Source organism: Streptomyces sp. ActVer, from assembly GCF_027270795.1.
Lineage (GTDB): Bacteria > Actinomycetota > Actinomycetes > Streptomycetales > Streptomycetaceae > Streptomyces > Streptomyces umbrinus_A.
In genome coordinates, this window is sequence record NZ_JAPWHT010000345.1 from 1 (window position 1) to 11184 (window position 11184).

The 11184-nt window shown below is 70.0% G+C and carries 10 protein-coding genes and 1 pseudogene; 6 read left to right on the top strand and 5 right to left on the bottom strand.

Annotated elements, in window-relative coordinates; genetic code table 11:
• Positions 1 to 352: 352 nt before the first annotated feature.
• Entirely contained in the window at positions 353 to 1219 is an 867-nt protein-coding gene (locus O3Q52_RS38440) for a RimK family alpha-L-glutamate ligase (RefSeq protein ID WP_269653233.1), read from the bottom strand.
• 201 nt (positions 1220 to 1420) lie between these two features.
• Here O3Q52_RS38440 and O3Q52_RS38445 point away from each other — a divergent pair, with 201 nt between their 5' ends.
• Together O3Q52_RS38445 and O3Q52_RS38450 are read left to right on the top strand one after the other, a co-directional pair.
• Positions 1421 to 2533, top strand: coding sequence for a MerR family transcriptional regulator (locus O3Q52_RS38445; RefSeq protein WP_269653226.1), 1113 nt, complete (start codon positions 1421 to 1423; stop codon positions 2531 to 2533).
• 103 nt (positions 2534 to 2636) lie between these two features.
• Positions 2637 to 3047, top strand: a complete 411-nt coding sequence (locus O3Q52_RS38450; protein WP_269653227.1) for a DUF6281 family protein — start codon at positions 2637 to 2639, stop codon at positions 3045 to 3047.
• A gap of 539 nt (positions 3048 to 3586) precedes the next feature.
• On the opposite strand, the gene O3Q52_RS38455 is transcribed toward O3Q52_RS38450, so the two are convergent.
• Both O3Q52_RS38455 and O3Q52_RS38460 read right to left on the bottom strand, forming a co-directional pair.
• Positions 3587 to 4366 (bottom strand): GntR family transcriptional regulator, encoded by a 780-nt coding sequence (locus tag O3Q52_RS38455; RefSeq protein ID WP_269653228.1) that lies wholly within the window; start codon positions 4364 to 4366, stop codon positions 3587 to 3589.
• The gene (locus O3Q52_RS38460) at positions 4363 to 4908 is read right to left on the bottom strand and encodes a GntR family transcriptional regulator (RefSeq protein ID WP_269653229.1); all 546 of its coding nucleotides are present in this window, start codon (positions 4906 to 4908) and stop codon (positions 4363 to 4365) included. Before O3Q52_RS38460 ends, O3Q52_RS38455 begins: the two co-directional genes overlap by 4 nt.
• 156 nt (positions 4909 to 5064) lie before the next feature.
• Here O3Q52_RS38460 and O3Q52_RS38465 point away from each other — a divergent pair.
• Positions 5065 to 5439 (top strand): annotated as a pseudogene (locus tag O3Q52_RS38465) (ATP-binding protein); the annotation flags it as partial.
• A 125-nt stretch (positions 5440 to 5564) separates the two neighbouring features.
• Here the strand turns inward: O3Q52_RS38465 and O3Q52_RS38470 are convergent.
• Both O3Q52_RS38470 and O3Q52_RS38475 read right to left on the bottom strand, forming a co-directional pair.
• Positions 5565 to 6305 carry a peptidase E gene (locus O3Q52_RS38470; protein ID WP_269653230.1) on the bottom strand — a complete coding sequence of 247 codons (741 nt, stop codon included), beginning with the start codon at positions 6303 to 6305 and terminating at the stop codon, positions 5565 to 5567.
• Positions 6306 to 6431: 126 nt separating this feature from the next.
• Positions 6432 to 7154, bottom strand: a complete 723-nt coding sequence (locus O3Q52_RS38475; protein WP_269653231.1) for a FadR/GntR family transcriptional regulator — start codon at positions 7152 to 7154, stop codon at positions 6432 to 6434.
• 255 nt (positions 7155 to 7409) lie between these two features.
• Here O3Q52_RS38475 and O3Q52_RS38480 point away from each other — a divergent pair, with 255 nt between their 5' ends.
• The 3 genes from O3Q52_RS38480 to O3Q52_RS38490 form a co-directional block, all read left to right on the top strand.
• Positions 7410 to 8831, top strand: a complete 1422-nt coding sequence (locus O3Q52_RS38480; protein ID WP_269653232.1) for an SLC13 family permease — start codon at positions 7410 to 7412, stop codon at positions 8829 to 8831.
• Positions 8832 to 8964: 133 nt separating this feature from the next.
• Complete coding sequence (locus O3Q52_RS38485) at positions 8965 to 10497, top strand: acyl-CoA synthetase (RefSeq protein WP_269653234.1); 1533 nt, start codon at positions 8965 to 8967, stop codon at positions 10495 to 10497.
• On the top strand, positions 10490 to 11184 hold a 695-nt coding region (locus tag O3Q52_RS38490; RefSeq protein WP_332112980.1), incomplete at its 3' end, for a carboxyl transferase domain-containing protein. The genes O3Q52_RS38485 and O3Q52_RS38490, both read left to right, overlap by 8 nt.

An 11184-nucleotide genomic window follows, 5' to 3' on the forward strand; every position in this document is an offset into this window, starting at 1 on the left:
AGACGGCCCGCGCCTTCGCGCCCGCCCGGCCGCTGGAGGGGTCGGCGCCGACGCGGTGGGGGCTGACGTTCACGGCGCCGGACGCGTCGGGCGTACCGCACGACTGCGTCGCGGAGTTCACGTACGGGCTGCTGCAGCGGATGGCGGTCACGGGGGCTCGCGGCTGACGTACGGGCCGACCTACAGGTGTGAGCCAACAGCCATGGGCCCACAGCGGTAGGCCAACAACCGTAGGCTTACGGGCGTGGACCCACAAGCGTTGGCCTACAGGCGTTGGCCTACAGGCGCGGGCCAGCAGACGTGGGCCTACAGACATAGGCCAACAGCCGTGGGCCTGGCAGCGGCGAGGCCGTCAGCCGGTGGTGGCGGCCCTGACGATCGCCTCGGCGACGACCGGCACCGAGGCCTCGTGCAGGAAGAGGAAGAGATTGGGCTCGACGAGTTCCAGCTCCATGACACGGGGTGCCCCGTCGTCGCCGTCCACCAGGTCCACGCGGGCGTAGAGCAGTTCGGGGACGTCCGGCACGGCGGCCAACGCCCGTTCGGCGACGGCGAGTTCGGCGGCCGTCGGCTCCCACGGCGTCAGGTTCGGGTGCGGGACCTTGTCCGCGTCGTAGGCGGTGCCGGGCTCCAGGACGGCGCCCTTGCGGATGGCGTGCAGGAAGCGCCCGCCGTAGAACAGCAGGGCCCGTTCGCCCGCCGTGTCGATGCTCCGCATGTACGGCTGCACCATCGCGGTCAGCCCTTCCGCGTGCATCCACTCCAGGTGCCGTACGGCCCTCTCGTGGTCCCCGGGCGTATAGCGGGCGGCGTTCCGGGCGCCCGCCCCCGAGGTGGGCTTGACGACGTACTCGCGGTCGGCGGGCAGGTCGGCCGGGTCGCCGGGGGCGAGGTACCGGGTGTCGACGACGGGCACCCCGGCGGCGGCGAGGTCGCCGAGATACCGCTTGTCGGTGTTCCAGCGGACGACGGCCGCGGGGTTCGCCAGTGCCGTCAGCGCCCCGCACCGCTCGGCCCACGCCACGAACTCGGCGGCCCGCCAGCTGTAGTCCCAGGTCGAGCGGATGACGGCGAGGTCGAAGCCGTCCCACTTGACATCGGGATCGTCCCAGCACACCACGGCGGCGTCCGCCCCGGCCCGCTCCACCGCGTCGGCGAGAACGGGCAGGTCACGGTCGTACCCGGACTCCTCGACCTCCCGGCAGGTGACGAGTGCGATGCGGGCGGCGGTGCGTGCCACGGCGGGCTCCTCATGGGTACGTCGGCTCCGGTGATCCCGCTCGCAGACTAACAACCGGATCGGGAACCGGATCAGGCCGCTTGACCTTCACCTTTGGGGAGGCCACAGCATCGGTGGCGAGACGAGGAACGACGGACCGGCTGCCCTGCCGGCCGGCCGGCTGCTCATGGGGGTGCGCGCATGGAGATGCTGACGATCGGGGCGTTCGCGAAGGCGTCCAGGCTGTCGCCGAAGGCACTTCGGCTGTACGACGAGCTGGAGCTGCTGCGCCCCGCGCGGGTGGACCCGGAGACCGGGTACCGCTACTACGCGCCCGAGCAGTTGGAGCAGGCACGCCTGGTGGCGTGGCTGCGGCGGCTGGGCATGCCGCTGGCCGGGATCCGCGATGTCCGCGCGCTGGAACCGGCGGCCGCGGCACGGGAGATCCGCGCGTTCTGGGCACGGACCGAGTCGGAGACGGCGACCCGCCGTGACCTGGCCGCCTTCCTCGTCGACCACCTGTCACGAACCGTCCCGGGAAACCCAGGTAAGCCGGGTGACCCGGGCGATCCGAGTGAGGACACCACCATGCTGGAACTCCGCTACTCCGCCCTGTCCGACACCGGCCTCGTACGCCCCGCCAACCAGGACACCGCGTACGCGGGCACCCGAGTCCTGGCCGTCGCCGACGGCTTCGGGTCCGGGGGCGCGCCCGCGAGCAGCGCGGCCGTCGAGGCCCTGAAGTTCCTCGACAGCGAGCCGCTCCCCGCCGGGAGCGTCCTCAACCTCCTGGAGGACGCGGTCCAGGGCGCCACCCAGGCCGTCCAGGAGGTGGCGGGCCCGACGGCCGAGATCGGCACCACCCTCACCGCGATGGTGTGGACGGGCTCCCAGCTGGCCCTGGTGCACATCGGCGACTCCCGCGCCTATCTCCTCCGTGACGGCGGCCTCTTCCGGATCACCCACGACCACACGATGGTCCAGTCGATGCTCGACGAGGGCCGTCTGACCCCGGAGGAGGCCACCGCCCATCCCCAACGCGCCCTGCTCCTGAAGGCGTTGACGGGCAGCGGGCCCGCACCCGCCCCGGCCCCCGACGTCCGCCTGCACGACGCCCTCGCCGGCGACCGCTATCTGCTGTGCTCGGACGGACTGTCGGCCGTCGTGCCCGAAGCCACCGTCAGGGACACGCTCGCGGCGGCCTCCACACCGACGGAGGCCGCCCAGGCCCTCGTCAGGGCGGCGAACGACTCCGGCGGCCCGGACAACGTGAGTTGTGTGGTGGCGGACCTCGTGAACACCGAACCCCAGTAAGTGACTCCTGCTATCAATCCCTGCGACCCCGCCCTGCGAACACTGGGTAAGGGTGATGTACGAACGCTCGAAGAGATCTACTAAGAGTGAGGTTCCCCGACCGATGAACCACATCAGGCATCTGCGTGCGACAACTGTCATGGCCTGCCTACTGCTCTCGGCAGCTGCCTGTGCGGAACCCGACGACGAAAGGTCGGATTCCGAGGATCACGGCAGGGGAACCGGATCATGCGCCAGCCAGTTGACGTACGAAGGCCGTTCCTACAAGGCCGTCGCAAACCTGGAGTTCACCGCCACGGACGGACTGGGCGAGGCCACGCAGCCCCCATGTAACGACACAGGCAAGGAACCCACAAGCGAAGACCTCAGGAAGGAAACCGCCTACAGGGTCGCAGGCATCTCCCCGACGGTAGCCATCGCTGTCGGCGAGACCACCAATACAGCCAAACTCTTCGCGGTATATTCGGGCTCGAATCTACCGAAAGAGGTTAGGGAACTACACGAGCCGCCGTAAAAGCGCACAAGTGGACCGTCGTCGCTGACCGACCCTGAGCCTGTAGGCCTGTGAAGTACACGGCGGTCGGCTCGATGCGCTCGCCCTCAGGGTCGAGTAGCCGGCACGGAGCTCCGGTCTCGTCTCGCGTGTTGAGGTTCTCAACACGCTTCAGCGTCTGACGAAACTGGAGACCGCGCAGGCTTCCCCATTGGAGCGAGTCCTGGATGGGCCTCTGATCGACGTGTTCGAGCTGGCCCGGCGCGGTGTGGCTTCAACCGCCCGCCTACGCGAAGGACCAAAGCCCGCGAAGAGGGAAGAGGATCGGTTGCCCGACCTAGAAGCTCTCGACGGGCAACCGCCTCAACCGGTACGGCCACCGAGCCCTACGCCGCCAGATCCGGTCCGCAATCCACCACTGCGGCTACACAAGCGGCACACCTCGGAGGTACAGCCAGAACGACGCCACCCTTCCAACTGACCACTGCGGATATCGAGAGCCTCTGCCTTCCGTGCCTCATCACCGTAGCCCCCGTTGAATCCGGCACACCTCAAGCCGTTCACTCAGCCACGAACTCGTACTGCAGCTCATAGAGATGTCCGGCCTTGACCATGACGGTCGCTTCGATGGGCCGTTTGTCATCGCTGTAGACCACGCGGAGGGTGCGCAGCACAGGAAGGTCGCTGGGTAGGCGCAAGGCCCGGTACTGCTCCTGAGTGGGAACGCGGGCCGAGACCTTGTCCACGCTGAGCCGGGGTGGGTGGCCGAGGCCTGCGAGCAGCGCGGGCGTACCACCCGTGATCCGGCGGCGTTCCGTGATTGCGGTGCCGCGAGCGATCTCCAACGGGTAATAGGACTTGACCAGTTCGACCGGCTCGTCGTCGATCAGAAGGAGTTGGTGACGCAGGGCTGCCTCACCGCCTGCTGGGAGGTTCAGCGCTGCGGCAACGTCCGCGGGAGGTGTCACCTCCGCGACGTCGAGAAGCTTGCTCCGGGCTCGCGCTCCTTGCTTCTCCGCCTCCGCGAGCCAGCGGTACGGCTCGCCCGGTCCTGCCGGTGCCATGTACGAGGCTGGGTGGACAGTCCGCTGCCGATGTTCGCGCACAGTCACGGAGGCGCCGGCCCGCCCGACGACAAGCCGCTCGTCCTTGAGGAGCTGCAATGCCTTCTGCACAGTGGCGTTCGACGCGTCGAACCGTGCCTTGAGCTGCACGGTCGACGGCATTTTGGCCCCTGCCGCCAGTTGCCCGCTCATGATGTCGTCCCGCAGATCCGCTGCAATCCGCTCGTGCAGCGAACGCCGGTCGACACCTTCCTCCTCGGCCCTGGGCACGATCACCCCCTGATCCGCATCTCGTATCGCAATTGCTGCCGGTGGGCGGGCATGGCCATGCGGTCAACCTGAATCGGACGGTCGTCGCGGTCGAGGGTGAGCCGGGTCAACTGCAGGACGGGTTCATCGGGTGCGGTGCGCAGTACGTTCCGCTCCTCCGCACTCGGCATCCGCGCGACCACGTCCTCACGGACACACGCGCCCACGTACCCCAACTCGGCGAGCAGTGTCACGGCCCCGCCTCGGATCTTCGCGGTCCCGGCCAGACGAGTACCGCGCGCGATTTCGACTGGGTAGTACGTGTCCGTCAGCTCGCTCGGCTCGTCACCGAGATGCATGACACGACGGCGCACGACCACCGCCTCACCCTCGGACAGTCCGAGCAACTCCGCAACGGCGCCGGGCGCAGGAACCTCACCAGCGTGGATGACCAACTGGCCACCCCGCCGCCCGTGCCTTTCGAGCTCGGCGCTCCAGGCGTCCGACTGCCCCTTTGCGCGGGGAGCCAGATACGACATCGAGGCGCTGACCCACTTACTACTACTCACGAGGCCCTCCCGCCGACCGCCTACCGACCTTGCCGCCTTACACAGTAAGCGACTTGGTCTCGGCGATCACCTCGTGCCAACCTTGCCGCTTTTCGCGAATAGCGATAGCTTTCTCTGGATCGTACAGCCAGCCGAGGTTCAAGGCGGTGGTCCACCGTGCCCCTGTTACGGCAACAACGCTTCTCCCGAACGCGCGCTTCAGTAAGCGCCGCCCGCGAGTTCGCCCTCACCACCCTCGTCGAGTGGAACATCGACGACCGCCAGGACGACATACGGCTGTGCGTCTCAGAACTCGCCACCAATGCCCTGCTCCACGGAGCGCCGCCAGGACGGGAGTTCTGCGTCCGGCTGCTCCTGGAGGGTGCCGTACTCAGACTGGAGGTCCGCGACAGCGGTGACGGTCGTCCAGAGGTCCGGCACCCCGACACGGAAAGATGCACGGGGCGGGGGCTCTTTCTGGTCGGCGAGTTGGCTGATGACTTCGGCGTCGTTCAGCACGTCCCTGGCAAGACCGTGTGGGCGGTCTTCAAGGTCACGACCCGGTCGCGCGGAGACTCAGGCGAATCCAGCCATCGACAAGCCGGTTCCAGTGACGGAGATGGCGGCGGCTCTGGGCAGCACTCCCGTACCCATTGGACGCGGATGTGATGCGGGAACTAGGAAACTGCGGGCAGCCTGCGCGGCTCGACCCGTTCCTCGACGGCCGTGTCGCCGTCGCGGGTCACGATGTACGCGCCCTTGCCGGGGCCTTCGGTGACCGCCTCGACCAGTTCGGTGCCGCGGTAGACGAGGCCCACTCCGTCGTCGGTGCAGTGGGTGGTGGGGAGGGTGCCGTTCGCGACGAGTTCGTGGACCAGTGGGCGGCGGCCGGCGTCGGTGTCGTGGTGGACGCCGTTGCCGTAGGGGAGGAAGCCCAACGCGTCGGTGACCGGGCGGAGTTCGGGCCCGAAGGAGTCCGTGGTGCCGCCCCGGAACCAGCAGATCGAGCCCGCGCTGACACCGCTGAGGACGACGCCCGAGCGCCAGGCCCGGCGGAGGATGCCGTCGAGGCCGTGCACCCGCCAGACCGCGAGGAGGTTCGCCACCGAGCCGCCCATGACCCAGACGACGTCCTGGTCGAGGACGGTGCCCTCGATGTCGTCGAGGTTCGGCATCGGGAAGAGGTTCAGGGGCGTGAGGTCGAAGCCCGCCACGCGTGCGGCCTCGGTCATACGGGCCGTGAAGTGTTCCGCGTCGCCTATGGCCGTACCCAGGTACAGGACGCGGGGGCGGCGGCCGTGGGCGCCCGACAGTTCGACCGCGTGATGCACAAGGGAGTTGAACGTCACCATGGTCCGGCCGCCCCCGGCCCGGTGGCCGCCCGAGGTGGCGAGGATGGTGGGCTCTCGCCCGTTCACAGGGGACGCAGGGGAAGCATGGGGCGTGGTGCCGGACGCGGTCATGGCACCGGATCCTAACCACGGCCGCCGGAGGCCCTGTTCGTCGCTACGGCCGTGAGGAACCCTGTTTCGTCACCACGGCCGTCAAGGACCCTGTTCGTCGTTCTCCTCCGGGTCCCAGTCCAGCAGTCGTACCCTCGCCACCGTCTGTACGTGCCGGCGCATCGCGGCGCCCGCCCGGCCCGGCTGCCGGGCGACGATCGCGTCGAAGATCGCGCGGTGCTGGGTGAGTGAACGGGTGGGGCGGCTCGGCTGGCGCAGCGACTCGTGGCGGCTCTCGGTGATCTGGTCGGCGATGGAGCGCATGAACTCGGCGAGGATGCCGCTGTGTGCGGCGGCCGTGACCGCCGCGTGGAAGAGCCGGTCGCCCTCGATTCCGTGTCCGCCCGCCTGGATCTCGTCCCGCATGTGGACGAGGGCGGAGTCCATGGCGGCGACGTCCTCGTCGGTGCGGCGCTCGGCGGCCAGTTCGGCGAGCTTGGTCTCCAGGGCCTCGCGGGCGTCGAGCACGTCGGGCAACCGGCGGCGCCGCTCCACGAGTTGCTCCACCGGTTCGGCGTCGAGGGTGTCGCGGACCAGGTAGGTCCCGCCGCCGTGGCGGACCTCGACCAGGCCCTGCACCTCCAGGACCACGATGGCCTGCTTCACCGAGGCGCGGCTGACGCCGAGGCGGGCCGCCAGGTCGCGCTCGGGCGGGAGTCGGTCGCCCGCACCAAGGCCGCCCTCGGCCGCGTAACTGCGCAACCGGTCGAGGACCTGCTCGTACAGGCGCGGCTTGGCCGTCATCGGGCGCAGCGCGTCGGTCATGCCCGTCCCCCTTGTCACCTCTTGCGGGTGGTTCGTCCCCCTGTGGGCGCAGCGTAACACCGGGGGTGACCGGCTCAGCGACGCTGTGGACAAGTGGCCCAGTGGATGAGTGGCTGAGCCAATTTACGTCAGTTCTCTTGACGCTCTCCACGAGCACCACCCAATGTGGTTCAGCCACTTGGCCAATCATCACTTGGCCGATCAGCCACTCCGCTCGCCACCCGCTCGACAAGGGACCCAAAGACGGGAGCCCGTATGTCCGCCGAACTGATCTCGATCCTTGTGCTCGTCGTGGTGTTCGTGATCGCCACCACCCGCTCCATCAACATGGGTGCCCTCGCCTTCGCCGCCGCCTACGGAGTCGGCGAACTGGTCGCGGACTTCGACGCCGACAAGATCTTCGCCGGATTCCCCGGCGACCTCTTCGTCGTACTCGTCGGCGTCACCTATCTGTTCGCGATCGCCCGCGCCAACGGAACCACCGACTGGCTGGTGCACGCCTCGATCCGGCTCGTGCGCGGGCGGGTCGTACTGATCCCGTGGGTGATGTTCGTGCTGACGGGCGCGCTCACCGCGATCGGCGCGGTCAGCCCGGCGGCCGTCGCCATCGTGGCGCCGATCGCGCTGAGTTTCGCCTCGCGCTACCACATCAGCCCGCTGCTGATGGGCGCGATGGTGGTGCATGGCGCACAGGGCGGCGGCTTCTCCCCGATCAGCATCTACGGGACGATCGTCAACGGCATCGTCGAGCGCGAGAAGCTGCCCGGCAACGAGATCGCCCTGTTCCTCGCCTCGCTCGTCGTCAACCTCGTGATCGCGGCGGTGGTGTTCGTCCTGTTCGGCGGGCTGAAGCTGCGGAACGACGGCACGGTCACGGAAACGGCCTCGGTCTCTGCGTCCTCGTCGGTGTCGTCCTCGGTGTCGTCCTCTGCGTCCTCCTCCCCGTCGTCGGCGGACTCTTCGGCGGTCTCGGCCTCGTCGCCGGCCGGCGCGGGCGGCGACGCGAAGAGCGCGCCCGAGGGCCTTGAAGCCGACCGTGAAGAGAAACCTTCAGCGGAGCCCGAGGACGACACCACGCGGCTCAACCCCGCCCGTACGGCGACCCTCGCCGCTCTCGTCGCCCTGGTCGTCGCCGTGCTCGCCTTCGACCTCGATGCCGGCCTCACCTCGATCACCCTCGCCGTTCTCCTCAGCACCTGCTGGCCGGAGGACAGCCGCAACGCCGTCTCCCAGATCGCCTGGCCGACGGTCCTGCTGATCTGCGGTGTGCTGACGTACGTCGGCGTCCTGGACGAGATGGGCACGATCGACTGGGCCGGCGAGGGCGTCAGCGACATCGGCGTCCCGCTGCTGTCCGCCGTGCTCCTCTGCTACATCGGCGCGCTGGTCTCCGCGTTCGCCTCGTCCGTCGGCATCATGGGGGCGCTGATCCCGCTGGCCGTGCCGTTCCTGGCGCAGGGCGAGATCGGGGCGGTCGGCATGGTGGCGGCGCTCGCGGTGTCGGCGACGGTGGTGGACGTGAGCCCGTTCTCGACGAACGGAGCGTTGGTGCTCGCGGCGGCACCAGGCGTCGACCGGGAGCGTTTCTTCCGGCAGTTGATGATGTACGGAGGGATCGTGGTGGCCGTGGTACCCGCCGTGGTGTGGCTCGCGCTGGTGGTCCCCGGCTGGGGATGACACCGGCCGCGCCAACCGTGTGGACAGCGGCTTCCGACGGCGGCTTCCCACGGCGGTTCCCTACGGGCGACCTTCGACGAACGACAAAGGAGTACGACGCGTGTCCCCTCTCTCCCCGGATCTCTTCCCGGCCCTGACCGAGGCCCAGGCGGACCCGGACGGCACCGGCGCACACCGGCCCGCCCTGCGCTTCGGCGACCGCTCCCTGACCTACGGCGGGCTCGCGGCCACCGCCTCCCCCCTCGCCGCCCGAGTCGCGGGGGCGGGCCGGATCGCCGTCTGGGCCACCCCCACCCTGGAGACCGCCGTCGCCGTGGTCGCCGCGCTGCTGGCCGGTGTCCCAGCCGTACCGCTCAACCCGAAGTCGGGCGAGAGCGAGCTGGGGCACATCGTGTCGGACAGCGCGCCGACACTGGTACTCGCGGCACCGGGCACCCAACTCCCGCCCGCACTGGCCGCGTTGGAACGCGTCGACATCCACGCCGCCGCGGACATCGACGTACGCGGCACGGGGGCGGCGTCTCCTGCCACCGGCGCCCCCGCCGCCCCCATCGGGTCACCCGGCCTCACCCCCGAAACCCCCGCCCTCATCGTCTACACCTCCGGCACCACCGGCCCCCCGAAGGGCGCCGTCATCCCCCGCAGGGCCATCGCCACCACCCTCGACGCCCTCGCGGACGCCTGGCAGTGGACCGGTGACGACGTCCTCGTGCACGGTCTCCCCCTCTTCCACGTGCACGGCCTGATCCTGGGCATCCTCGGCCCGCTGCGCCGCGGCGGATCCGTACGGCATCTGGGCCGCTTCGAAACGGCGGGCGTGACAAGGGAGTTGACCGAGGGCGCCACCATGCTGTTCGGGGTGCCGACCATGTACCACCGGATCGCGGAGACCCTCCCCGACGACCCCGCGCTCGCGAAGGCCCTGGCCAGGGCGCGGCTGCTCGTGTCGGGGTCGGCGGCCCTGCCCGTGCACGACCACGAGCGGATCGTGGAGGCGACCGGGCGACGCGTCATCGAGCGGTACGGGATGACGGAGACCCTGATGCTGTGCTCGTCCCGGTGGACACCCCCGGACCCCCGGCCCAGCCTCCGCGCCGACGGTGAGCCGCGCGCGGGCACGGTCGGCGTCCCGCTGCCGGGCGTCGAACTGCGGCTGACGGAGGAGGACGGGACGACGGCCGTCGAGGCCTACGACGGGGAGACCGTCGGCGAGATCCAGGTCCGCGGGCCGAACCTCTTCACCGAGTATCTGAACCGCCCCGAGGCGACCGCGGCGGCCTTCACCGAGGACGGCTGGTTCCGCACCGGTGACATGGCGGTGCGCGACCCCGACGGATACGTACGCATCGTCGGCCGGAAGGCCACCGACCTGATCAAGAGCGGCGGTTACAAGATCGGGGCGGGCGAGATCGAGAACGCGCTGCTGGAGCATCCGGGCGTGCGCGAGGCCGCGGTCACCGGTGAACCGGACGCCGACCTGGGTGAGCGGATCGTGGCGTGGATCGTGCCCGCGGATCCCCAATCACCGCCTACCGTCCACGAGTTGGCGGACCATGTGGCCCGCCGCCTCGCGCCCCACAAGCGGCCCCGCGTCGTCCACCACCTCGACGCCCTGCCCCGCAACGACATGGGCAAGATCATGAAGCGTGCGCTGACCCATGACTGAGGGCGTCCCGCGGTACACGGCCCGCGAGGCGATCGACCTGGTCACGTCCGGATTCACCGAACTGCCCGGCCCCGTGGGCCCCGTAGGCCAAGTAGACCCCGCAAGCCCTGCTGGCCCTGCAAGTTCCGTAGGGGAGTACGGGCCGGACGGGCCCCTGTCCTGGCAGGGGTACGAGGCCTCGCGCGCCCGCGCCGCCGCCCGCACAGGCGAGGAGGAGTCGGTCGTCTGCGGAACGGCGACCGTCGGCGGGACGGCAACCGTGCTGATCTCCTTCGAGTTCGGCTTCCTCGGCGGATCGCTGGGCGAGCGCACGGGTGACCGGCTGGAGGCGGCCTACGCCTACGCGCGCGAGCACCGGCTCCCGGTCGTCTCCCTCGTCGCCACGGGCGGCAGCCGTATGCAGGAGGGCATGCGGGCCCTGGTCCAACTCCAGCGCGTGGCACGGCAGTCGACGCTCACCCGCGCGGCCGGGCTGCCGCAGATCGCGGTCCTGCGCGACCCCACCACCGGCGGCGGCTGGGCCACCCTGGGCGCGGGGGCCGATGTCGTCCTCGCGCTCCCGGGCGCCCAGGTCGGCTTCGCGGGCTCACGCGTACGACCGCCCGACGCCGACCCGGCGGCGTACACGGCGGAGGCGCAGCTGGCGGCGGGAGCGGTCGACGCGGTGGTGCCACCGGCGGAGTTGCC

Excerpts from the sequence above, each read along its gene's own strand:
- O3Q52_RS38480 (WP_269653232.1), top strand. The coding sequence starts at position 7,410 with ATGTCCGCCGAACTGATCTCGATCCTTGTGCTCGTCGTGGTGTTCGTG.
- O3Q52_RS38475 (WP_269653231.1), bottom strand. The coding sequence starts at position 7,154 with ATGACCGACGCGCTGCGCCCGATGACGGCCAAGCCGCGCCTGTACGAG.
- O3Q52_RS38450 (WP_269653227.1), top strand. The coding sequence starts at position 2,637 with ATGAACCACATCAGGCATCTGCGTGCGACAACTGTCATGGCCTGCCTA.
- O3Q52_RS38445 (WP_269653226.1), top strand. The coding sequence starts at position 1,421 with ATGGAGATGCTGACGATCGGGGCGTTCGCGAAGGCGTCCAGGCTGTCG.